This window comes from Natronomonas salina, from assembly GCF_013391105.1.
GTDB classification, from domain to species: Archaea; Halobacteriota; Halobacteria; order Halobacteriales; family Haloarculaceae; genus Natronomonas; species Natronomonas salina.
In genome coordinates this window covers 2498447-2518611 of the sequence record NZ_CP058335.1, presented here as the reverse complement: position 1 = coordinate 2518611, position 20165 = coordinate 2498447, and the positions used below count along the sequence as shown (strand labels likewise).

Annotated in this window: 23 protein-coding genes; 12 read left to right on the top strand and 11 right to left on the bottom strand. The window is 70.8% G+C overall.

What is annotated here, in order from left to right:
* Positions 1-52: 52 nt before the first annotated feature.
* Positions 53-331, bottom strand: coding sequence for a hypothetical protein (locus tag HWV07_RS13095; protein ID WP_178334731.1), 279 nt, complete (start codon positions 329-331; stop codon positions 53-55).
* Between the two features lie 99 nt (positions 332-430).
* On the opposite strand from HWV07_RS13095, the gene mutS reads away from it, so the two are divergent.
* Entirely contained in the window at positions 431-3070 is a 2640-nt protein-coding gene (gene mutS / locus HWV07_RS13090; RefSeq protein WP_178334730.1) for a DNA mismatch repair protein MutS, read from the top strand.
* 16 nt (positions 3071-3086) lie between these two features.
* Here the strand turns inward: mutS and HWV07_RS13085 are convergent, their stop codons facing one another.
* Positions 3087-3236 (bottom strand): hypothetical protein, encoded by a 150-nt coding sequence (locus HWV07_RS13085; RefSeq protein WP_178334729.1) that lies wholly within the window; start codon positions 3234-3236, stop codon positions 3087-3089.
* 178 nt (positions 3237-3414) lie between these two features.
* On the opposite strand from HWV07_RS13085, the gene HWV07_RS13080 reads away from it, so the two are divergent.
* The gene (locus HWV07_RS13080; RefSeq protein ID WP_178334728.1) at positions 3415-4320 is read left to right on the top strand and encodes a hypothetical protein; all 906 of its coding nucleotides are present in this window, start codon (positions 3415-3417) and stop codon (positions 4318-4320) included.
* Between the two features lie 24 nt (positions 4321-4344).
* Here HWV07_RS13080 and HWV07_RS13075 read toward each other — a convergent pair whose 3' ends face one another.
* On the bottom strand, positions 4345-4941 hold the full coding sequence (locus HWV07_RS13075; protein ID WP_178334727.1) for a riboflavin synthase: 597 nt from the start codon (positions 4939-4941) through the stop codon (positions 4345-4347).
* 88 nt (positions 4942-5029) lie between these two features.
* Between HWV07_RS13075 and HWV07_RS13070 the strand changes: the two genes are divergently transcribed.
* Positions 5030-5353, top strand: a complete 324-nt coding sequence (locus HWV07_RS13070) for a DUF7533 family protein (protein ID WP_178334726.1) — start codon at positions 5030-5032, stop codon at positions 5351-5353.
* Between the two features lie 6 nt (positions 5354-5359).
* Positions 5360-5620, top strand: coding sequence for a DUF7533 family protein (locus HWV07_RS13065; protein ID WP_178334725.1), 261 nt, complete (start codon positions 5360-5362; stop codon positions 5618-5620).
* A 30-nt stretch (positions 5621-5650) separates the two neighbouring features.
* Here the strand turns inward: HWV07_RS13065 and HWV07_RS13060 are convergent, their stop codons facing one another.
* Together HWV07_RS13060 and HWV07_RS13055 are read right to left on the bottom strand one after the other, a co-directional pair.
* Positions 5651-7495, bottom strand: coding sequence for a UvrD-helicase domain-containing protein (locus tag HWV07_RS13060; protein ID WP_178334724.1), 1845 nt, complete (start codon positions 7493-7495; stop codon positions 5651-5653).
* 133 nt (positions 7496-7628) lie between these two features.
* The gene (locus HWV07_RS13055) at positions 7629-7799 is read right to left on the bottom strand and encodes an HVO_0416 family zinc finger protein (RefSeq protein ID WP_178334723.1); all 171 of its coding nucleotides are present in this window, start codon (positions 7797-7799) and stop codon (positions 7629-7631) included.
* A gap of 117 nt (positions 7800-7916) precedes the next feature.
* On the opposite strand from HWV07_RS13055, the gene HWV07_RS13050 reads away from it, so the two are divergent.
* The 3 genes from HWV07_RS13050 to HWV07_RS13040 all read left to right on the top strand — a co-directional run bounded on the left by HWV07_RS13050 (position 7917) and on the right by HWV07_RS13040 (position 9850).
* Entirely contained in the window at positions 7917-8576 is a 660-nt protein-coding gene (locus HWV07_RS13050; protein WP_178334722.1) for an alpha/beta hydrolase, read from the top strand.
* Positions 8577-8692: 116 nt separating this feature from the next.
* Entirely contained in the window at positions 8693-9553 is an 861-nt protein-coding gene (larE, locus tag HWV07_RS13045) for an ATP-dependent sacrificial sulfur transferase LarE (RefSeq protein ID WP_178334721.1), read from the top strand.
* 69 nt (positions 9554-9622) lie between these two features.
* Positions 9623-9850, top strand: a complete 228-nt coding sequence (locus tag HWV07_RS13040; RefSeq protein WP_178334720.1) for a hypothetical protein — start codon at positions 9623-9625, stop codon at positions 9848-9850.
* 33 nt (positions 9851-9883) lie between these two features.
* Here HWV07_RS13040 and HWV07_RS13035 read toward each other — a convergent pair whose 3' ends face one another.
* The 4 genes from HWV07_RS13035 to tatC form a co-directional block, all read right to left on the bottom strand.
* Positions 9884-10921, bottom strand: a complete 1038-nt coding sequence (locus tag HWV07_RS13035; RefSeq protein ID WP_178334719.1) for a hypothetical protein — start codon at positions 10919-10921, stop codon at positions 9884-9886.
* A gap of 1 nt (position 10922) precedes the next feature.
* A complete protein-coding gene (locus HWV07_RS13030) occupies positions 10923-11777 on the bottom strand; it encodes a hypothetical protein (protein ID WP_178334718.1) in 855 nt (284 codons plus the stop codon).
* A 73-nt stretch (positions 11778-11850) separates the two neighbouring features.
* On the bottom strand, positions 11851-12468 hold the full coding sequence (locus HWV07_RS13025) for a histidine phosphatase family protein (RefSeq protein WP_178334717.1): 618 nt from the start codon (positions 12466-12468) through the stop codon (positions 11851-11853).
* 69 nt (positions 12469-12537) lie between these two features.
* Positions 12538-13314: a twin-arginine translocase subunit TatC gene (tatC, locus tag HWV07_RS13020; RefSeq protein WP_178334716.1), complete on the bottom strand. Its 777-nt coding sequence runs from the start codon at positions 13312-13314 to the stop codon at positions 12538-12540.
* 161 nt (positions 13315-13475) lie between these two features.
* Between tatC and HWV07_RS13015 the strand changes: the two genes are divergently transcribed.
* Genes HWV07_RS13015 through HWV07_RS13000 form a run of 4 tightly spaced genes read left to right on the top strand, consistent with a single transcriptional unit; the run spans position 13476 to position 16903 of the window.
* A complete protein-coding gene (locus HWV07_RS13015; RefSeq protein ID WP_178334715.1) occupies positions 13476-15719 on the top strand; it encodes a twin-arginine translocase subunit TatC in 2244 nt (747 codons plus the stop codon).
* Positions 15720-15761: 42 nt separating this feature from the next.
* On the top strand, positions 15762-15941 hold the full coding sequence (locus HWV07_RS13010) for a ribbon-helix-helix domain-containing protein (RefSeq protein ID WP_178334714.1): 180 nt from the start codon (positions 15762-15764) through the stop codon (positions 15939-15941).
* On the top strand, positions 15934-16668 hold the full coding sequence (locus HWV07_RS13005; RefSeq protein ID WP_178334713.1) for a queuosine precursor transporter: 735 nt from the start codon (positions 15934-15936) through the stop codon (positions 16666-16668). Before HWV07_RS13010 ends, HWV07_RS13005 begins: the two co-directional genes overlap by 8 nt.
* A gap of 40 nt (positions 16669-16708) precedes the next feature.
* Positions 16709-16903 (top strand): hypothetical protein, encoded by a 195-nt coding sequence (locus tag HWV07_RS13000; protein ID WP_178334712.1) that lies wholly within the window; start codon positions 16709-16711, stop codon positions 16901-16903.
* Here HWV07_RS13000 and HWV07_RS12995 read toward each other — a convergent pair.
* The gene (locus HWV07_RS12995) at positions 16900-17658 is read right to left on the bottom strand and encodes a 23S rRNA (uridine(2552)-2'-O)-methyltransferase (RefSeq protein ID WP_178334711.1); all 759 of its coding nucleotides are present in this window, start codon (positions 17656-17658) and stop codon (positions 16900-16902) included. The genes HWV07_RS13000 and HWV07_RS12995 overlap by 4 nt on opposite strands.
* A gap of 128 nt (positions 17659-17786) precedes the next feature.
* On the opposite strand from HWV07_RS12995, the gene lpdA reads away from it, so the two are divergent.
* The gene (gene lpdA / locus HWV07_RS12990) at positions 17787-19211 is read left to right on the top strand and encodes a dihydrolipoyl dehydrogenase (RefSeq protein WP_178334710.1); all 1425 of its coding nucleotides are present in this window, start codon (positions 17787-17789) and stop codon (positions 19209-19211) included.
* 11 nt (positions 19212-19222) lie between these two features.
* Here lpdA and HWV07_RS12985 read toward each other — a convergent pair whose 3' ends face one another.
* A complete protein-coding gene (locus HWV07_RS12985) occupies positions 19223-20107 on the bottom strand; it encodes a hypothetical protein (protein WP_178334709.1) in 885 nt (294 codons plus the stop codon).
* Positions 20108-20165 lie beyond the last annotated feature (58 nt).

The window sequence follows — 20165 nt, the reverse complement described above, 5'->3', positions numbered from 1 at the left end:
GTAGCGATCGCGGTGGCGGTCGCGCAAGCAGCCCGCGGCACGCCCCGGCCGTTCAGAGGAGCAGGTCGGCGACCAGCACGGCGCCAAGGGCGGCGGCGAGCTGGACGGTCGGCCCGACGGGGGTCAACAGCCCGAGGGCGACGACCAGGACCGCGAAGGCGAGGGCGCCGATCTCGATCCGCCGGACCGGCAGGTCGAGGTCGAGGTCGTGGGTGACCTCGATGCTCGTGTCGCCGGTGACGTCGACGTTGTGCTCCATGTCTTCGCCGAGGAACTCGCTGGGGGCGAAGAGACGCGGGTCGAGGAGGGGTCTCGGTTCGTCGTCGGCCATGGCGGAGGCTTCCGCGGCAACGATAAATAATCCGCCGCCTCCCGTCGGCGGAACCCCGCCGTCCGGTGAGTATTTGGCCGCCGAGATGCACCTCGGGATATGGACGAGGCGCTGGGGCCGCCGCCCGCGATGGCCGAGAGGGCCGAGGAACTCACGCCGATGCTGTCGCAGTACCTGGAGCTCTGCGAGCGCTACGACGACGCGCTCGTGCTGTTCCAGGTCGGGGACTTCTACGAGACCTTCTGTGAGGCCGCCGAGGCGACCGCGCGGGTCCTCGAGATCACGCTCACCCAGCGGGAGGACTCGACCGGCACGTACCCGATGGCCGGCATCCCGATCGACAACGCCGAGTCGTACATCGAGACGCTGCTGGAGGCCGGCTACCGGGTCGCCGTCGCCGACCAGGTCCAGGACCCCGACGAGACGTCCGGGCTGGTCGACCGCGCCGTGACGCGGGTGGTCACGCCCGGCACGCTGACGGAGACGGAACTGCTGGAGGACGCCGACAACAACTTCGTCGCGTGCCTGACGGAGGGGTACGGCCTCGCGCTGCTCGACGTCTCGACGGGCGACTTCTACGCGACGCGGCTCGACCGCCAGGAGGCCGTCGCCGACGAACTCGAGCGGTTCGACCCCTCGGAGGCCGTCGTCGGCCCCGACGCGCCCACCGAGCCGTTCGCGTCGGGCTGCATGGTGACGCCGTACGAGCGGTCGGCCTTCGACCTCGAGACCGCCCGCGAGAAGGTCGAGAGCTACTTCGGGGCGACGCCGCTGGCCAGCGACGCCGAGGTGCGGGCCTGCGGCGCGCTGCTCGCCTACGCCGAGTACGCCCGCGGCGGGACCACGGACGGCGAGATCGAACAGCTGGACTACCTCAACCACCTGACGCGCTACGACCCGCGGGAGTACATGCTGCTGGACGCGGTGGCGCTGCGCTCCCTGGAGGTCTTCGAGCCGCGGCACGTCCACGGCCTCGAGGGCGCCGCGCTGGTCGAGACGCTCGACGAGACGGCCTCGGCGCTGGGCGGCCGTCGACTGCGCGACTGGATCCGCCGGCCGCTGCTCGACACCGACCGCATCGAGGCGCGGCTGGACGCCGTCGAGGCCCTCGTGCGGTCGGTCGGCGACCGCGAGCGCGCCCTCGAGCGGCTGGCGGACGTCTACGACCTCGAGCGGCTCGTCGCCCGGGTCTCACGCGGCCGCGCCGACGCCCGCGACCTCCGGGCCCTGGAGTCGACCCTCTCCGTGGTGCCGGCCCTCCGGGAGTGCATCGCCGACTCGACCGACGACAGCGAGAAGCTCGCGGCCGTCCACGACCGCCTCGACGACTGCCCCGACGTCCGGGAGCTGATCGACCGGGCCATCGCGGAGTCCCCGCCCGTCGAGATCACCGAGGGCGGCGTCATCAGCGAGGGCTTCGACGAGGAGCTCGACGAGCTCCGGACCACCGAGCGCGAGGGCAAGGCCTGGATCGACGACCTCGAACAGCAGGAGCGCGAGCGGACCGGCGTCGACTCGCTGAAGGTCGGCCACAACTCCGTCCACGGCTACTACATCGAGGTGACGAACCCGAACCTCGATTCGGTGCCCGACGACTACCAGCGCCGCCAGACGCTGAAGAACTCCGAGCGGTTCTACACGCCGGAGCTGAAGGAGCGCGAGGACGAGATCATCCGCGCGGAGGACCGCGCCGACGACCTCGAGTACGAGCGGTTCCGGGAGGTCCGCGGCGAGGTCGCCGAGGAGACCGAGCGCATCCAGGAGACCGCCGCGGCCGTCTCGGAACTGGACGCTCTCTGCGCCCTGGCGACCGTCGCCGCCCAGTACGACTACTGCCGGCCCGCGGTCGGCTGCGAGGGCATCGACGTCGAAGGCGGCCGCCACCCGGTCGTCGAGCGCACCGAGGAGGCGTTCGTCCCGAACCCGACCGACCTGCCGCGGGAGCGCCCGATGGCGGTCGTCACGGGCCCCAACATGTCCGGGAAGTCGACGTACATGCGGCAGGTCGCGCTGCTCTGCGTAATGGCGCAGGTCGGGAGCTTCGTCCCCGCCCGAAGCGCCGCCCTCCCCGTGGTCGATCGGGTGTTCACCCGCGTCGGCGCCTCCGACGACATCGCCGGCGGTCGCTCGACGTTCATGGTCGAGATGACGGAGCTGGCGACCATCCTCGAGGACGCCGACGAGGACTCCCTCGTGGTGCTCGACGAGGTCGGCCGCGGCACCTCGACGCGGGACGGCTACGCCATCGCGCAGGCGGCCACCGAGTACCTCCACGACGAGGTCGGCGCCTACACGCTGTTCGCGACCCACCACCACGAACTGACCGACGTGGCCGAAGACCTCCCGCGGGCCAGGAACTACCACTTCGCGGCCGAGCGCGGCCCGGACGGCGTGACCTTCGAGCACGACCTTCGGGAGGGGGCCGCGACGGCCTCCTACGGCGTCGAGGTCGCGAACGTCGCCGGCGTCCCGGCGCCCGTCGTCCAGCGCGCCGAGGCGCTGCTGGACGCGGAGGTGGGCGAGGGGTCGGCGCTCGACCGCGCGACCGCCCTCGAAGACACGACGACGAGCGACTCGCCGGCTACGCCGGCCGCGGACCCGACGGCCGGGACCGCCTCGACCGACGGCGGCGAACTGCCGGAGGAACTGCTCGCGGAGCTGCGGGCGGTCGACCTGGCGGACACGACGCCGCTGGAGGCGCTGAACCTCCTGTCCCGGCTGCAGAGTCGCGTTGAGTAGCGGGGTCGGTCCTCCGTCAGCCCTCCTCGTCGGGCGCGCAGTTCTCCCTGACGCCGATGACTAGCTGCTGGATCTCGCGGAGCTCCTTCCGCTGCTCGGGCTCGTCGATCTCGTCGAGTAGTCCCTCCAGTCGGTCGAGAATCGCGTCGATTCGGTCCCTCTCCATCGTCGAGTATCCCCGTGGGCGTCCCTGCACCCACCATCGATTACAGCGTTCTGCAGGCTATAGGAGGCGTTATTTGACGTTCGCCGGCCCTTCGGGCGGTCTCGACCGCCGTCTCGGCGCCCACTCACCGGCTGTTCCGGGCGGCGTCTTTTTGCCGGGGCGGTGCCCAGACCCGCCAGTGACAGGCCAGGAAGACCGCCCGGGGACCGGGTCCGAGGGGTACCGGATCCTCTGTGAGCAGACGCTGCCGGTCGGCGACCCCGAGCGCGTCCTCTACGACGTCTTCGAGGACGTCGAGAACGCGCCGTCACGGGACGAGCTGCCCGAGCCGGAGGTGGCGATCCGCTACCTTCCGGTCGTCGACGTCGAGGCGGTCACCCGCGGGACCTTCGAAGCGAGCGGCGAGGTCGTCCACCGCGTCGACAGCCGCGACCACGTCGTCGTCGAGGCCGACGACCGCGGCCCGCGGCTGGCGCCCGACGACCTCGTCGACCTCGTCGGCGTCGAGGCCGTCTCCCTCGAGGACGCCCAGAGCGAGCACGGCGGCGGCGCCGTCCGCTTCCGGGAGACCGGCGAGGCGGTCCGCGAGTGGGTGACCGAACGGCTCTGCGAGCTGCTCGCCGAGGAGGTCACCTACACCGACGGCGGCGAGGAGTTCACCACGGAGTGCCGCCCCGTCCCGGACGACGTCTCGTTGCGCTCGATGCGGCCGCTGTACGTCCCCCGCGTCGACGCGGCCGTCGAACTCGGCGACCACCGCCACCACTACGAGTACGACGCCGCCGGCGAGCGCCACGTCGTCCGCGACGACGGCGTCCGGCGCTGCGACCACTGCGAGACCGCTGGCCCCGAGGCGGCCACCTACACCTACTGCGGCAACTGCGGCAGCATCAGCTGCGAGGCCGATATCAGGACCGAGCGGCTCACCGGCGAGCCGGTCTGCGTCGGCTGCGCGGTGACCGAGGAGTACCTCCTCGCGACGAACCACTTCTTCGACGAGGCCAACCGCGCCACGTTCCGGGAGCGCTACGAGGCGATGTCGCTGGCCGAGAAGGTCCGCGAGAACCTGCCGCTGGTCGGGTAGTCGGGCGAAACTGCTGGAGACCGTTCAGACGTACCCCTCGGTGAGGCGCTCGACGTACTTCGCGACGACGTCGACCTCGAGGTGCACCGGATCGCCGACGGCCTTCCCCGAGAGCGTCGTCAGGTCGTACGTGGCGGGGATGATGGCGACCACGAAGTCGCCGTCGTCGTCCCGGAGGTCCGCGACGGTCAGCGAGATGCCGTCCACGCAGATCGACCCCTTCTCGACGACGTACCGCGCCAGCTCCTCGGGCAGCGAGAACCCGAAGTACCAGTCATCTCCCACCTGCTCGATCTCGGTTACCTCGCCGACGCCGTCGACGTGGCCCTGCACGAAGTGACCGTCGAAGCGGCCGTCGGCGGGCAGCGCCCGCTCGAGGTTGACGGCGTCCCCGACCTCGACCTCGTCGAGGTACGTCCGCTCCAGCGTCTCCTCGGAGCAGAACAGTTCGAAGTCGTCGGCGTTCCAGTCCTCCACGGTCAGGCAGGCCCCGCTGACGGCGATGCTCTGGCCGTGCTCGAGGTCCTCGCAGAACGAGGCGGCGACGCGGATCCGGCGGCCCTCGGGGCCGTCGTGGACGTCGACGATCTCCCCCGTCTCCTCGACGATGCCGGTGAACATACCCCGGCTACGCCGGGGGGCGCCGAAAGCGTGTCGTAATCCGGGCGGGAGCGGCGGGCTTTTCCCGTCCAGCGACGACTACCCGACAATGGGCCTCATCGACACCATCTCGCTGTACGGGACGGCCGTGCTGGCGATCCCCATCGCCCTCCTCGGGATCGAGTTCCTGGTCTTCGGCGATCGGCCGGTGACGGGGGCCGTCTTCCTCGGGCTCGGCGCGGCGCTGCTCCTCGGACAGTACTACCTCCCCGACCTCAAGGGCGAGCTCCTCGGCGGCGCGAGCGACGTCGTCCTCGGCGACGCCGCCGACCCCGACGCGGGCGACGAACGCGACGGTGGTCACGCCGACAAACGTGGCAGCGGCCACGCCGACAAACGTGGCAGCGGCCACGCCGACGACGCCCGGGAGTGAGCACGGATGGGCGTCGTCAGGTCGCTGCAGTTCGTCGGCACGCTCGTGGTCGCCGGCCCGGTCGCGATGGTCGGCGTCTTCAACCTGCTGGAGGGCCAGTACGGCCTGGGCGCGTTCTTCCTGGTCGCGGCGCTGGGGCTGCTGGCGGTCAGCGAGTACGTCTACGTCCGGCTGACCGACAAGACGGTCGGCCGCGTCAGGCGGCTGAAGAACTACCGGCCGTGGCGGCGCAGGGGCGGCAGCGACGACGGGGACGGGGAGACGTAGCGTCGAAGCGGCGGTGTGGTTCCGAGCCGGTCAGTCGGCGGTCGCCTCGGCGCCGGCCTCCTGGGCGTCGCGCATGAGCTCCTCGAGAGACAGGTCCACCGGCTCGTTGTGCAGGAGGACGTCGATGGGGAGCGTCGGCGCGCCGTCGACGAGGTTCTCCAGGAGGACGAGCCGCTCGCGGGCCCGCGACATCCCGACGTAGAAGACCCGGCGCTCGTTGTCGGTCAGCGTCGGGACGGGGTCGGAATGCTTGTTGAACTCGGTGACGCCGGGGACGTCCTCCGGGTCCTCGACCGAGGCGGCCATCTGCTCGACGACCTTCTCGGTGAGGTCGGTCGCGACGAAGACGTGGTCGGCCTCCCGGCCCTTCGCGGAGTGGATGGTGCCGAGGCGGAGCCGCGTGGGGTCCATCCCGCGGTAGTCGCCCTTGAAGTACGCCTTCACGGAGCGCTCCTGGAAGTTCGAGACCTTCGTGAGCATGTCCGCGGCGGAGGCTGGCCCGGGCGCGAACGGCGCGTGGTCGTCGACGAAGTCGGGGGCGACCTCCATGTCGGTGAGGTCGTCGACCCCCTCGGCGTCCTGCATCTCGTCGAGCGCGTCGAAGTAGTCCTGGCGCTCGCCGGTGCCGAAGGCGCTCTCGGCGAGCATCTCGCCGAGGCGCTGGGCCTGCAGGCCGTCGATGGGCTCGTCCTCGTCGACGGCGACGATGGCGTCGACGTAGCCGCGCAGGCGGTCGGTCCACATCCGCTGGTCGGTCAGCGACGTGAACGGGATGCCCTCGTCGATGAACTCGTCCATGAACTGGAACATCTGGTAGCGCGCGCGGAACAGCACCATCACGCTGCCCTCTTCGTCCTCCTCGAGGGTGCCGCGGACGTTCCGCACGAGGTCGAGCATCGACGGCGACGGGACGGCCTCGACGACGCCGCCCTGCTTGCGCGGCTTGAGGTCCTTGTCCTGGCGCTTCTCGATGTGCTCGATCTCCGTGTTGACGACGTTGAGGATGCGGGATGGCAGCCGGTAGGAGTTCGGGAGGACGATGTCGTCGTCGACCTCCTCGTCGAGCAGCAGCGCGGGGTCGGCGCCCTGCCAGGCGTAGACGACCTGGTCGTCGTCGCCGGCGATGAGGACGCTCTCCATGTGGGGCTTCCACTCCTCGTAGACGCCGTACTGCAGCGTCGTGATGTCCTGGAACTCGTCGATGACGAGGTGCTCGACGTTCGGCAGCAGCGACCGCTGCTGGACGCGCTCGAGCATGTCGGCGAAGCCGACGACCCCCTCCTCGCCCTTGTAGGTCCGCCACGCGCGGATGGCCTCGGGGATGTCGACGCGGTCGTCGTCGCTGGGCCACGTCGGCGTGTACTTGTTGCCGGTCTGGGCGTTGTCGTCGATGTCCGGCGGCAGGCGGACCTCCTCCTCGTTCCACTGGAAGGGGACGTCGTACCAGTCGGCGACGTCGCGCTCGGTCCGCTGGAGCCACTGGGAGGTGGCGATGATCTTGTTGCCGAGGGTCGTCGAGCGGGCCGATCGCCGGCGCGAGGACTTGTACTCGTCCTCGAACTCCAGGCCGTACTCGTCGCAGAACTCCTCCTTGTGCTTCTCGCCGACGACGTCGCCCCGCGAGAGGTTCAGCAGTTCGTATGCCTTCGCGTGCATCGTACAGACGTTGCCGCGCAGGGACTTCGGCGTGCAGTCGAGCCGCTCGGCGAGGCGGTCGCGGACCTCGGCGGCCGCCGCGCGGGTGTAGGAGACGACCAGGATGTCGTTGACCGCGACGCCGTCGTCGAGCATCTCGTCGACCCGGTCGAGGAGCGCAGTGGTCTTCCCACTGCCGGGGCCCCCGAAGAGTCGTGTCACGTGGGTGGAATCGGCCATTGGTATCTAGAGACCGTCCTGAAGTATAAATAGCGTGCTTGCTCCGCGCGCCGAAACGCCGGCGAACGGCACGGAGAGTGAGCGGGGAGGGAACGGAGGCTGCGGGGACGCCGAGGAGGAGCGGGGCGGCCGGTCAGTTCGGTCGCCAGCCGCAGACGGAGCAGGTCGAGGCCTCGAGTCCGTGGAGGCCGCCGCAGTCGGGACACCGCTTCTTGTTGTAGTCGCGCTCCCAGGAGGCGGGGTCGGTCTCGTGGCCACGTTCCTCGAGGAACTCGTCGAAGATGTCGTCGTTCGCGGTCGCCATACAGGTCTCCGTTGGCGGACGGCGCCAATAAAGCCTGTGGTAGTTCTTCACACGCGAGACGGTGCCGTAACACAAGTCCCACCGGTCCCTTTAGTCGGTCCGGCGCGTGCTCCCGGTATGAGCGACGCTCCCGACCTCCCGCTGGTCCACGAGTACCGGCCGGGTTCGGCCGAGTCGGACGCCCCCGCCGTCGTGCTGATCCACGGCCGCGGGACGAACGAGCGGGACCTGCTGCCCATCGGCGCCCAGTTGCCCGAGGACCTGGACGTGCTGAGCGTCCGCGCGCCCCAGTCGATGGGCGGGCCGAACAGCTACACCTGGTACGACCTCGACCTCTCGGACGGCGGCCTCGAGAACAGCCAGCCCGACCCCGAGGGGTTCCGCCGGAGCCTGGACCTCGTCCACGAGTTCGTCGAGGCGGCCGTCGAGGCGTACGACCTCGACCCCGAGCGCGTCGGCCTACTGGGCTTCAGCCAGGGCGCCATCACCAGCCTCTCGGCGCTGCTCGAGCGCCCCGACGCCTACCGCTGGGTCGTCGCGCTGAACGGCTACCTCGCCGAGAAACACGAAGACGAGGTCGCCAGCGCCGAGGACAAGCCCGTCTTCGTCGGCTGCGGCGCGATGGACCAGGTCATCCCCCCGAAGCGCGCCGAGCGCGCCGCCGAACTGCTGGAGGGGGACGGCGCCGACGTGCGGTTCGAGCGCTACGGCGTCGGCCACGGGACGACGCCCGAGGAGATCACCGACGTCGTACAGTGGCTGGAAGGGCGGTACTGAGCCCCAGCCGACCGAGGGTTTCGGAGACTTAGCGGACCAGCAGTTGCCACGCTCATCTGAGAAAACCCCTCTCTAGTGACGCTGGGCTTTTCTACGCGCACCCCCAGGCACAGGACATGACCAGTGTCGAGGCGAAGCGCGAGGCCGCGGTCGAGGACCTGCGGTCCTTCGACGGGGTCGTCGTCGCCTTCTCCGGCGGCGTCGACTCCGCGGTGGTCGCCGCGCTCGCCCACGAGGCGCTCGGCGAGGACGCCGTCGCGTGCACGGCGAAGAGCGAGACGCTGCCGGCCGCCGAACTGAAGGACGCCACCCGGGTCGCCGAGGAGATCGGCGTCCGCCACGAGATCGTCTCGTTCTCGGAGCTGGACAGCGAGGCGTTCGTGGCGAACGGCGACGAGCGGTGCTACCACTGCCGGTCGATGCGCCTCGGGCGGATGTTCGACAAGGCGCGGGAGCTGGACATCGAGACGGTCTGCGACGGGACGAACGCATCAGACCCCGGGGAGGGCCACCGGCCCGGCCTCCGGGCGGTCGAGGAGCTGAACGCCTACTCGCCGCTGCTGGAGCACGGCATCGCGAAGGAGGAGGTCCGCGAGATCGCGCGGCACTACGACCTGTCGGTGGCCGACAAGCCGTCGATGGCCTGCCTCTCGTCGCGCATCCCGACGGGCCTGGAGGTGACGGAGGAGCGGCTCACGAGGGTCGAGAAGGCCGAACGGCTGCTCCGGACGTGGGGCTTCGAGCAGTTCCGGGTCCGCGACCACGACGGGCTGGCGCGCATCGAGGTCGGCGAGGACGAACTCGAGCGGGCGCTGGACCCCGACTTCGCCGCGGCGGCGCGGGAGCACGTGGGGGACCTGGGCTTCGACCACGTGACGCTGGATCTAGCGGGCTACCGGACGGGGAGCGTCTCGCCCGAGGAGACCCCGGACGAGGCGGACGTCCTCGACGCGGAGTACCCGACCGGCGACGACTGAGAGCGCCTGGAACGGTCGTTCTTCTTGCCTGCGGAAAATTTCAATAGTCCCGGGACCGAGTAGATCACCATGGACGACCGGGTCGCGGAGGCGCTGAAGGTGGTCGGCTTCGTCGCGCTGCTGGGAGTCTGGATCAGGGCCGCGGCCGCGTTGTCGGTCCTGCCACTCGACGCGCTCCCGGACCCGGTCGCGGCGCTCGTCCTGCCGGCGTGGCTGCTGCTTCCGTTCTTGCTGCTCGGGGCGTACTACCGGCGCCGAAGCGCGGGCGAAGCCGGGTCACCCGCCAGGCCGCAGTGACGGGATTTGGTGAGGAACTCCGTCGACTGGCGGTCAGTCTTCGTCCGCAGTATCCACGGTCTCGCGGGAGTGCCAGGGGAACAGCGGCGCGCCGAACCGGATCATGAGTTCGTCGGCGGTCAGCCGGTCGCCGTCCTCGCCGTGGTGCAGCCCCCGGACGGGGTCGAACAGGGTGGCGGCGCCGACGTACTGCTCGTAGGCGCCCGGGATGCAGTTGGAGAAGGGCGTCCGCGGCTGCTGTTCCTCCATGACCCACTGTCCGAACCGCTGGTTCATGTCCTCGCGGCGCTCCCAGTGTTCGCCCTCCTCGAAGGGCGTCTCGTCGCGCTTGCGGCCGTCGGCGTAGAGGTAGTGCTTCGGGTAGGGGCTGACGTCCCACACCCGGGCGAGCGTCGCGCCGTCGGCCATGGCGACGACGTCGAGGAAGGTGTACATCGTCGGGGGCTGGACGACGAAGGCGGGGACGGCCTCGGCGTCCATCCCGGTCGTCTCGAGGAAGGCGACGGGGCCGAGTTCGTCGAACTTCTCCTTCATGACGACGATGTACGTGTCCCGGCCGCCGAGGAGCACCGAAGCGCGGACGCCCTCGACGCCCCGGACGGTCTCGCGGACGACGCCGCTCTCGAGGCGGTCGATCTCGGCGCGGAGCTTCGACCGGTTGTCGAACCACTCCAGGTCGTCCCGCTCGACGATATCGTGGACGACGTTCTCCTCGCCGGACTGGCCCTCGACGGCGACGTAGGAGGGCTTCCGGTCGGCGTTCGTGTCGTGGCGCACCGTCTCGGGCCTGACGCGCCGGCCGTCCGGGGTGGCGAAGCCGAGTTCGATCCGGTTCATGAGGCGGTGCCGACGCAGGCGCTCGTCGTACTCGGGGAGGTCCCGGCGCATCTCGAGGGCCGCCTCGAGGTCGTCGGGGTAGTCGGTCACGTGGTCGGCGGTGAACCAGGCGTCCAGCGACTTCCCGTCGTAGTCCGGCATCGCGCTGTCGTGTGCGTGCCCGTCGCCGGGCGTGTCCTCGCTGTGGCCGGGGAGCAGCGTCAGCGTCGTGGCGGCGGTGTCGATCCGCGGCATCTCAGACACCACCCTCGAACTCGACGGCCTCGCCCGCGACGGTCAGCCGGAAGCCGCCGTCGGCCGCCGCGAATCGGTACGGTACCGACGCGCCGTCCGCGAAGACGAACCGCCCGGCGTCGGCGGTCGGGCCGCGTTCGGTGACCTCGGTCCGCTCGTGGGAGCCGTGGTCGGCCTCGAGGCGCCGGATCGCCCGGACGAACCGGGCCGCGGCGACGGCGTCGGGGGTGCCGCTCGCCCGGACGACGTCGACGATGACGGCGCCACGATAGGGTGCGGCCGCTGCTTCCCCGTCGGGGTCGTCGCCGCGGTCCCGGGACGCGGGGTACCACGCAATCTCGAGGTGAGTCGCCCTGCCGGCGGCGAGCGGGTCGACCGCCGACGCGTCCCAGTAGACGCGCCCGGGGACCGCCTGCCGGACGGCGACGGGGTCGGAGCGGGCGACGACCTCGCGATCCCGGCCCTCGGCGCCGCCGCGAGCGAGGCGGAACTCGAAGGCGACCGGGCCGTCGAACCCGGCGACGCCGGGGACGACGTCCGCGGTCAGGTAGGGCGTCTCGAGCAGTTCGAGGGCGTCCGCGGGTCGGGTGATGGCGGGGACGCTCGCGCCGTCCGCGGTCGCCCGGAGCGCACGCTCGCCAGCGGATGCCGCCGTCGACCACGGGCCGCGTTCGACGCGCGTCAGTTCAGTTCCCTCCGCCGGCAACCAGCCGTCGTCGTCGTTGAAGCCGCCCAGTCCGACGGTATCCTCGGTCCCGGCGCCCAGTCCGGCGAGGGCCGGCGCCGCGGCCAGGCCCGCGAGCGCCGACAGCAGTTCCCGGCGCGACCGGTGGGTCGATCCCTCTTCTCGGTTCATGGTTCCCCGCTACGACGGGCACACCAGTTAGCCCTACCCCCGGTGCAGTCCGGGGCACTACGTCGGTCCGCCATCAGTCCCGCCACTCCGTCACGTTCCCGCGGACGACCTCGACGTCGTCCCCGTCGGCGCGGAACTCGTTGACCCCGCAGTTCGACTGGTGGTGGGTCCCGAGGGCGTCCTGCAGCGACAGGCCCTTCGCGTAGCCCAGGAGGACGTGCAGCGGGCCGCCGTGGGTGACGACGAGCAGCGTCTCGCCGGCGTGCTCGTCGACGACCTCGGCGAAGCGGTCGGTGACCCGGTCGGCGACGTCCCGGAGGGACTCGCCGCTCTCGGGGACCGCTAGCGCGGCCTCGTGGGCCGACTCGCCGAGGCCGAACCGGGGGAACCGCTCCTCGACGTCGGCGTAGGTCAGCCCCTGGTAGATGCCGAGGTGCCGCTCCCGCCAGTGGCGCTCGTACTCGGCCGGGAGGTCGCCGAAGGACTCGAGAATCGCCTCGGCGGTCTGCCGGGTCCGCAGGGAGTCGGAGCCGAAGACCCGGTCGACGTCGTACTCGTCGGCGAGCCACGCGCCCGCGGCGGCGGCCTGCTCGCGGCCGGTATCGTTGAGGGGGACGGGCGCCCACCCCTGCAGCCGGCCCTCGCGGTTCCAGTCGGTCTCGCCGTGGCGGACGGCGACCACACGCGTCATAGCGGCGGTAGCCAGCCGGCGGCTATGAGCTTTCCCCACCGGCGCCGGCGGCGGGGGATGTCGGTGCGGTCAGCGCCCGACCCACTTGAGGACCAGCAGCGTCGACTCGAAGAGGCCGATCATGGTCGCGGCGACCATGATGGGCGCCATCCCGGTCGGGTCGGGGCTGAAGAGGAACGCGATGCCGAGGAACGCCCCCCAGAAGTACAGGCGCTTGCTCGCGAGCCACGCCCGCGTCGTCAGCCCCATCATGATGGCGAGCATGACGAACAGCGGGATCTGGAAGACGGCGGCGAACAGCCCCATCATGAGGACGATGAGGTCGAACGTCTGGGAGAGCCCGAAGGCGATGGCGTCGACGGACTGCTCGGAGTACGACAGGAAGTACGTGAAGATGGCGGGGAGGATGAGGAAGTACGCGAACAGGACGCCGACGGCGGCGAGGACGAGGCTCGCCGGGACGGACGCGAGGTAGTAGCGGCGTTCGTGCTCGTAGAGGCCGGGGCGCATGAACAGGTACGTCTGGTAGACGAAGACGGGGAGGGCGATGACGAAGCCGCCGAGGGTGGCGACCTTCAGCCGCGCGAGGATGAGCCCCAGGGGGTGGTAAACCCGAGGGCGAGCGACGTCGCCGCCCGGGAGCACCGAGTACCACAGGAAGTTGATGATGTAGTCGCCGAAGGGGAAGACGAGGCCGGAGACGATGGCCATGACGACCAGGACGACGCCGAGCCGGTAGACCATCTCCTCGATGTGGTCGGCCAGCGGCATCTCCTGGTCGGTCTCGGGGCCCTCGCCGACCAGTCCCTCGTCGGCGTCGTATCCCCCGTCGGCGGACTCGACCATACGCCAAGGTCGGGCACCGCCGTTTGTAAGCCTTCTCGTCGCCGGCGAGAGCGGGGGGTCGCGCAGACGCCGGCCTCGGCTGCGAAGGCCGCCGTTCTCGGGGGGCGGAGCGAGAGCGCGAACGGAAAAGGTTGATAACCGCGAGTAGTCAACTTTCACTCGTGTCTAGCGCCGTAGACGACGACGTCGCCCAGACGGTCGCGGAGGGCCGACAGCACCTCGGCTCCTTCCTCCGGGCCGGCCAAAAGCACCTCCAGAAGGTGTTCATCGTCTTCGTGATCGGGTTCATGGGGACGTTCTCGCTGCTCCGGCTGTACATCTGGGAGATTCTCCGCCGGGACCTGAACGCCCACCCCGACATCGTCGTCGTCGCCATCACGCCCTTCGAGGTCATCCTGCTGCAGGCGAAGATCGGCCTCGTCGCGGGGGTCCTCCTCGCGCTGCCGGCGCTCGCGTACTTCGGCCGTGACTCCCTGAAGGAACGCGGCCGCTGGCCCGAGAACCTCCCCCGCTGGAAGCTGGCCGCCTTCGTGCTGATCGCCGCGCTGCTGTTCGCCGGCGGCGTCGCCTACGCCTACAAGCTCTTCTTCCCGCTGATGTTCTCGTTCCTCGCCGGCAACGCCATGGCCGCCGGCTTCCAGCCCACCTACTCCATCGCGATGTGGGCGCAGTTCATCTTCCTGCTGTCGATGTCGTTCGGGCTCGCCGCCCAGCTACCGCTGGTGATGAGCTCGCTGTCGTACACCGGCATCGTCCCCTACGAGACCTTCCGCGACAAGTGGAAGTACGCCGTCCTCGCCATCTTCGTCTTCGGCGCGCTGTTCTCGCCGCCGGACCCGTTCACCCAGATCATGTGGGCGGTGCCGCTCGTCGTCCTCTACGGCATCTCGCTGTACGTCTCGAAGATCCTCGTCACGACCAAGCGCTCCAGCGACTCCATCGACGTCCCGGGGACGATCCGCGACCGCTGGAACGTCCTCGCCGGCCTGCTGTTCGTCGGCGCGGCCGCCACCTTCGCCTTCTACACCTACGGCGGCGTCGAGGCGGTCAACGAGGGGCTCGCGACGGTCGGGTCGAGCTACCGGTTCCTCCCGGCCGAGGAGGCGTACGGCCTCGGCCGCGACGTCTACGTCGGCGTCGCCGCCGCCTTCTACGGCCTCCTGGCCGGCCTCGCCGGCCTGGCGTACCTGGTCTACGACGGCCTCGAGGAGCCCGAGGGCGACCGCTACGCCGTCGCCGACAGCGCCGGCGGCGACCCCGCCGAGATCGACCTCTCGGAGCTCGACGAGGCCGGCATCCGCGCCGCCCCCGCCGCCGCCTTCGTCAGACTCGACGAGGACGAGGCTGTCGAGCTGGCGAGCCAGGCGATGAACGACGACGACCCAGAGCGCGCCCAGGCCATCCTCGACCGCTTCGACGACGCCCAGCCGCCGGAGGAGGACGTCTCGCCGAACGACTTCCACTACCCGGAGGCCGACGACGAGACGGCCGCCTCGGGCGGGTCCGGCGTCGACGTCGAACCGGACGAGGGCGCGTCCGAAGACGAGGACGACGACTCCGGAATCCTCGCGCGGCGGGGCGCCGGCATCCTCGGGGCGTTCAGCGAGGACGACGTCGACGAGGACGACATCGGCGGCTACGCCTACGACATCGCGTTCGTCGCGGAGAGCCTCACCTCGAAGTCGTTCCGGCTGGTGGGGATCTTCATGGCCGTGATGGCGGCGACGTTCGTCGGCCTCTACCAGGGCGGCATCGCGGTCCTCCACGGGCAGTTCGTCAGCCGGATGCCCGACCAGTTCACCGCCGAGCAGGTCTCCATCGTCACGCTCCACCCCGTCGAGGCCCTCATCTTCATGATCAAGGTCTCCGTCATCCTCGGCGCGGCGGCGACGCTGCCGCTCGTCCTCTACTACGCGTGGCCGTCGCTGAAGGAGCGCGGCTTCGCCCGCGGCGACCGTCGCGTCCTCCTGGTGTGGGGCGGCAGCCTCCTGACAGCGATGACCGTCGGCAGCGTCCTCGGATTCATCTACGTCGCGCCGACCGTCATCTCCTGGCTCGCCACGGACGTCCTGAACGCGGAGATGATCATCGCCTACCGGGTCAACAACTACGGCTGGCTCGTGTTCTTCCTCACCGTGGGCATCGGAATCCTCTCGATGATCCCCATCTCGATGCTGCTGTTCCACGCCGGCGGCATCGTCCCCTACCGGTCGATGCGCAACCGCTGGCGGGAGTTCACCATCGCCGTCCTCGCCGTCGGGGCGTTCTTCTCGCCCCGCGGCGTCTTCACGATGTTCCTGCTCGGCGTCCCGGTCGTCGCCGCCTACGGGCTCGGCCTGGGGCTGCTGTGGGTGATCACGCTGGGCGGCCGCCGCAGTCACGACCCGGCCGAACCGGCGGACTGACGCTCCGATGGGGTTAAGATATTCGCCCGGTACTCCCCGGGTATGCCCAAGATAAGCGTCGAGATCCCACAGGAGCTGCTAGACGACCTCGACGAGCACGTCGGCGACGGGGGGAAGTTCGTCAACCGCAGCGACGCGATCCGCGCGTCGATCCGGAAGAACCTGGACCTCCTCGACGAGATCGACGCCCGCCACGACCGCCTGGAGGCGACCGATGAGTGAGGTGGCCAGCCGGCCGCGCCGGCCGGCGCTGCCCGTCGGCGCGGTCGTCCTCGCCGCCGTCTTCGTCGCGTCGCTGGCCACCGCACAGCTGACCGCCTCGAAGGTCCTGCAGTTCGGGGTCCCGTTCGGCGCCTCCGTGCCGCTGGCGGGCGACCAGCTCGCCCTCCCCGGCGCGGCGCTGGCGTACGCGCTGACGTTCCTGGCGTCGGACTGTTACACCGAACTGTACGGCCGGCGGGCGGCGCAGGTGCTCGTCAACGTCGCCTTCGCGATCAACTTCCTCGTGCTCGCGCTCGTCTGGAGCACCATCCTCGCGCCCGCGGCGCCCTCCAGCATCGACCCGGCGGCCTTCGCGACCGTCCTCGGGGCCTCCACCAACATCGTCGCCGGCAGCCTGCTGGCGTACCTCGTCAGCCAGAACTACGACGTCGTCGTCTTCGAGCGGCTCCGCGAGGCGACGGCTGGCGACCACCTCTGGCTCCGGAACATCGCCTCGACGGGGACGAGCCAGCTGCTCGACACCGTCGTCTTCGTCGGCGTCGCCTTCTGGGTCTTCCCGCAGCACCTCGGCCTCGGGCCGCAGCTGCCGACCGCCGCCGTCGTCTCGCTGATGGTCGGCCAGTACCTCCTGAAGCTCCTCATCGCGCTGCTGGACACGCCGTTCGTCTACCTGATCACGGGCGCCGTCCGCCGGACCGAGGCGCCGCGGGGCGTGGCGCCGCGCTGAGCGGGGAACGTTTTTCCCGGCGGGCCGAAACCGGACGGGTATGCTCCCCCTCCAGCTGGGCGTCCCCGGCGGTCCCGAACTCCTAATTATCTTCCTGATTCTGCTGCTGTTCGGCCTGCCGGTGCTGCTCGTGGCGCTGTTGCTGGCCAAACGTGGGGGCGGCGGCGACGCCGACCGCGTCGAGGAACTCGAGCGGCGGGTCGAGGAACTGGAGCGCGACCGCGAGGAGCGCTAGTCGACCCGCTCGGCGAAGCCGAACCGCGGCTTGACGTCCGTGACGCGGACCTGCAGGGTCTCGCCCTCCTCGGCGCCGGCGACGAACAGCGTGTACCCCTCGACCTTCGCGATGCCGTCGCCCTCGCGGCCGACGTCCTCGATCTCGACCTCGACCGTGTCGCCCTCCCGGACCGGTGCCGTGAGCCGGCCCTTCGCCACCATGAACAGCTCCGAGGAGGAGTCCCGGGAGGCGTCGGGGTGGATGGTCCGGACGTACTCGAACTCCTCGTCGATGTCCGCCCGGAGGTCGTCCGTGTCCGGGCCCTCGAAGACCTTCGCGACGAAGTCCCCGCCCGGCGCCAGCAGCTCCAGGGCCGTCTCGAAGGCCATCCGCGCGAGGTGGACCGACCGCGCGTGGTCCAGGGAGTACTCGCCGGTCATGTTCGGCGCCATGTCGGAGACGACGACGTCGGCCTCGCCCACCCGGTCGACGATCTCCTCGCGGGTCTCCTCGTCGGTCATGTCCCCGCGGACGGTCTCGACGCCGTCGATGGGCTCGATACCCTGGCGGTCGACGCCGACGACGGACCCGGAGTCGCCGACTTCCTCCGTCGCGACCTGCAGCCAGCCGCCCGGGGCGGCCCCGAGGTCGACGACCGTGTTCCCCTCGCCGAACAGCCCCGCGTCCGCGTCGATCTGCTTGAGCTTGTAGGCGGCCCGGGACCGGTAGCCCTCCTGTTTCGCCCGGTTGTAGTAGTCGTCCTTGCGAGCCATGGTCAGTTGGTGGACGTAACGGGCCGGAACTGATACGCGCTTCGTTAGCCGGCCGCGGGCGGCGACGCGTGGGCGTTCGGCAATTCCTGCCGTTTTTTACCCCCAGCCGACGAGGTGACGGACAACGAATGGTCGTCGGAGACATCGCGACAGGGACGGACGTACTGATCATCGGCGGCGGCCCGGGCGGCTACGTCGCCGCCATCCGCGCGGGACAGCTCGACCTCGACGTCACGCTGGTGGAGATGGACGCCTACGGCGGCACCTGCCTGAACGAGGGCTGCATCCCCTCGAAGGCGCTCGTCCACGCGACGGACGTGGCCCACGATGCCGGCGGCGCCGAGCACATGGGCGTCCACGCCGACCCCGCGGTCGACGTCCAGGGGATGGTCGATTGGAAGGACGGCGTCGTCGACCAGCTGACCGGCGGCGTCGAGAAGCTCTGCAAGGCCAGCGGCGTCAACCTCGTCGAGGGACGCGCCGAGTTCGCCGGCGAGAACACTGTCCGGGTCGCCCACGGCGGCGAGGGGCAGGGCAGCGAGTCCATCGAGTTCGAGCACGCCGTCGTCGCCACCGGGAGCCGGCCGATCGAGCTGCCGGGCTTCGAGTTCGACGGCGAGCGCATCCTCAGCTCGACGCACGTCCTCGACCTCGATGAGGTCCCCGAGTCCATGCTCGTGGTCGGCGGCGGCTACATCGGCATGGAGCTGTCGACCGTGCTCGCGAAGCTCGGCACCGAGGTCACCGTCGTCGAGATGCTCGACGACATCCTCCCGGGCTACGAGGACGACGTCACGCGCCTCGTCCGCGAGCGCGCCGAGGACCTCGGCGTCCGGTTCGAGTTCGGCGAGACCGCCCAGGGGTGGGAGGACACCGGCACCGACGCCTTCGTCACCACCGAGACCGAGGACGGCGAGACGGGCGAGTACACCGCCGAGAAGGTGCTCGTCGCGGTCGGCCGCCGGCCGGTCACGGACACGGTGAACCTCGAGGCGGTCGGCCTCGAGCCGAACGACCGGGGGTTCGTCGAGACCGACCACGAGGCCCGCACCGACGTCGACCACGTCTTCGCCGTCGGCGACGTCGCCGGCGAGCCGATGCTCGCCCACAAGGCCTACCGGGAGGGCGAGGTCGCCGCGGAGGTCATCGCCGGCGAGCCCGCCGCCCTGGACCACCAGGCCGTCCCCGCGGCCGTCTTCACCGACCCCGAGGTCGGCACCGTCGGACTGACCGAGGACGAGGCGGAGGCGGAGGGCTTCGACCCCGTCGTCGGCCAGATGCCGCTGCGGGCCTCCGGCCGCGCGCTGACGCTCGACGACACCGACGGCTTCGTCCGGATCGTCGCCGACGAGGAGACCGGGTTCGTCCTCGGCGCCCAGATCGTCGGCCCCGACGCCTCGGAGATGGTCGCCGAGGTCGGCCTCGCCGTCGAGATGGGCGCCCAACTCGAGGACGTCGCCGGGACCATCCACACCCACCCGACGCTCTCGGAGGCCGTCGGCGAGGCCGCGGCCAACGCGCTCGGGAAGGCGACGCACACCCTGAACCGGTAGCCCGCACCGGCCTACACCCGGTCGCCGAACAGCCCGCCCTCCAGCGACAGTCCGCCGCCCTCGCCACTATCGCCGCCCTCCCCTCCTTCGTCACCGTCGTCCTCGGGTTCGTCGTACTCGCCGCGGCGGTCGCGGAGCCACCACTCGACGGCCCCGACACCCGTGAACGCCGCCGCGAGCAGCGGCCAGACGCCCACCAGCAGCACCACGACCAGCTCCGCCCCCTCGGCCACCAGCGGCTGGAGGTACGCGAGGTCGACGAGCAGGTACGCGACGAGGCCGACGAGCGGCGCGAGCAGGTCGAACCGCCGGTGCAGCGCGACGGGCAGGCCGACGAGGACGAGCGAGGCGCCGAGGACGTACCAGAGCGTCAGCGCGAGATCCGCGGCGGGGGGCAGCGTCGCCGGCGCGCCGGTGTCGAGGCGCCACAGCGGCAGCGCGGCGCGGAGGGCGAAGACGCCGAAGTAGAGGAGTGCGGCCATCACGCCGACCGACAGCGCGCGGTAGCCGGCCTCCGTCGGCGGATTCCGAAGGCGTCCGAGCCAGGCCCGCGCCAGGGTCTCGCCGAGCGCGACGACGACCACGAAGGGGCCGGCGACGAGGACGCCGACGAGTACCTGGTCGGCGTGCCAGCCGAGGAGCGCCGGCAGGACCGCGAAGACGGTCGCGGTGACGAGCGGCAACACGACACGGTGGCGGAGCGCGAGTGCGGCCGCGCCGGCGCCGACGGCGAACGGGACGACGGCGAGCGTCGCGGCGACGAGCACCTCGCCGAAGGGGACGCCGGGGGTGGCGGGGAGTCGGACGAGGTCGGTGGCCACGCCGTAGGCGAGGGTGACTATCGCCGCGAGGGCGCCGACGGCGAGGCTACCCAGGCGGAGCGGTGGATTGCGCATACAACTGCCTCGGCCGGGGTGCACATAAATAGCGGAGCGGCCACCCCGCACCCAGTGG

Bases quoted from the DNA above. Each gene is read 5' to 3' on its own strand.
- HWV07_RS13095 (WP_178334731.1), bottom strand. From the start codon at position 331: ATGGCCGACGACGAACCGAGACCCCTCCTCGACCCGCGTCTCTTCGCC.
- mutS (WP_178334730.1), top strand. From the start codon at position 431: ATGGACGAGGCGCTGGGGCCGCCGCCCGCGATGGCCGAGAGGGCCGAG.
- HWV07_RS13085 (WP_178334729.1), bottom strand. From the start codon at position 3,236: ATGGAGAGGGACCGAATCGACGCGATTCTCGACCGACTGGAGGGACTA.
- HWV07_RS13075 (WP_178334727.1), bottom strand. From the start codon at position 4,941: ATGTTCACCGGCATCGTCGAGGAGACGGGGGAGATCGTCGACGTCCAC.
- HWV07_RS13070 (WP_178334726.1), top strand. From the start codon at position 5,030: ATGGGCCTCATCGACACCATCTCGCTGTACGGGACGGCCGTGCTGGCG.
- HWV07_RS13065 (WP_178334725.1), top strand. From the start codon at position 5,360: ATGGGCGTCGTCAGGTCGCTGCAGTTCGTCGGCACGCTCGTGGTCGCC.
- HWV07_RS13060 (WP_178334724.1), bottom strand. From the start codon at position 7,495: ATGGCCGATTCCACCCACGTGACACGACTCTTCGGGGGCCCCGGCAGT.
- HWV07_RS13055 (WP_178334723.1), bottom strand. From the start codon at position 7,799: ATGGCGACCGCGAACGACGACATCTTCGACGAGTTCCTCGAGGAACGT.
- HWV07_RS13050 (WP_178334722.1), top strand. From the start codon at position 7,917: ATGAGCGACGCTCCCGACCTCCCGCTGGTCCACGAGTACCGGCCGGGT.
- larE (WP_178334721.1), top strand. From the start codon at position 8,693: ATGACCAGTGTCGAGGCGAAGCGCGAGGCCGCGGTCGAGGACCTGCGG.
- HWV07_RS13040 (WP_178334720.1), top strand. From the start codon at position 9,623: ATGGACGACCGGGTCGCGGAGGCGCTGAAGGTGGTCGGCTTCGTCGCG.
- HWV07_RS13035 (WP_178334719.1), bottom strand. From the start codon at position 10,921: ATGCCGCGGATCGACACCGCCGCCACGACGCTGACGCTGCTCCCCGGC.
- HWV07_RS13030 (WP_178334718.1), bottom strand. From the start codon at position 11,777: ATGAACCGAGAAGAGGGATCGACCCACCGGTCGCGCCGGGAACTGCTG.
- HWV07_RS13025 (WP_178334717.1), bottom strand. From the start codon at position 12,468: ATGACGCGTGTGGTCGCCGTCCGCCACGGCGAGACCGACTGGAACCGC.
- tatC (WP_178334716.1), bottom strand. From the start codon at position 13,314: ATGGTCGAGTCCGCCGACGGGGGATACGACGCCGACGAGGGACTGGTC.
- HWV07_RS13010 (WP_178334714.1), top strand. From the start codon at position 15,762: ATGCCCAAGATAAGCGTCGAGATCCCACAGGAGCTGCTAGACGACCTC.
- HWV07_RS13005 (WP_178334713.1), top strand. From the start codon at position 15,934: ATGAGTGAGGTGGCCAGCCGGCCGCGCCGGCCGGCGCTGCCCGTCGGC.
- HWV07_RS13000 (WP_178334712.1), top strand. From the start codon at position 16,709: ATGCTCCCCCTCCAGCTGGGCGTCCCCGGCGGTCCCGAACTCCTAATT.
- HWV07_RS12995 (WP_178334711.1), bottom strand. From the start codon at position 17,658: ATGGCTCGCAAGGACGACTACTACAACCGGGCGAAACAGGAGGGCTAC.
- lpdA (WP_178334710.1), top strand. From the start codon at position 17,787: ATGGTCGTCGGAGACATCGCGACAGGGACGGACGTACTGATCATCGGC.
- HWV07_RS12985 (WP_178334709.1), bottom strand. From the start codon at position 20,107: ATGCGCAATCCACCGCTCCGCCTGGGTAGCCTCGCCGTCGGCGCCCTC.